Source organism: Eubacterium sp. An3 (genome assembly GCF_002159465.1).
GTDB lineage: Bacteria > Bacillota > Clostridia > Lachnospirales > Lachnospiraceae > Anaerobutyricum > Anaerobutyricum stercoris.
In genome coordinates, this window is sequence record NZ_NFIR01000113.1 from 1 (window position 1) to 549 (window position 549).

Below are 549 nucleotides of genomic sequence, written 5' to 3' on the forward strand. Positions count from 1 at the left end.
CTTCAGGTGCGGAGCCGTAGGGAAACCAAGTCTTAACAGGGCGTTAAGTCAGCATGTGCAGGCCCGAAACCGGGTGACCTATCCATGTCCAGGTTGAAGCCGCCGTAAAAGGCGATGGAGGACCGAACCCACATCCGTTGAAAAGGGTGGGGATGAGGTGTGGATAGCGGAGAAATTCCAATCGAACCCGGAGATAGCTGGTTCTCCTCGAAATAGCTTTAGGGCTAGCCTCGCACGAGTCTGCCGGAGGTAGAGCACTGAATTCCTGCGGGGGCGTCAAAGCCTACCAAGGGATATCAAACTCCGAATGCCGGACAGATGGTGTGCGGGAGTCAGACTGTACGAGATAAGTTGGACAGTCGAAAGGGAAAGAGCCCAGACCGCCGGCTAAGGTCCCAAAGTGGGTGTTAAGTGGGAAAGGATGTGGGATCTCTAAGACAACCAGGATGTTGGCTCAGAAGCAGCCATCCATTGAAAGAGTGCGTAACAGCTCACTGGTCGAGAGGTCCTGCGCCGAAAATGTCCGGGGCTGAAACACCACACCGAAGC

1 rRNA gene is annotated in these 549 nt (G+C 55.0%); it reads left to right on the forward strand.

The features are described 5' to 3' along the window. Positions 1–549: ribosomal RNA gene (locus B5F87_RS20595) — 23S ribosomal RNA — on the forward strand; the annotation flags it as partial.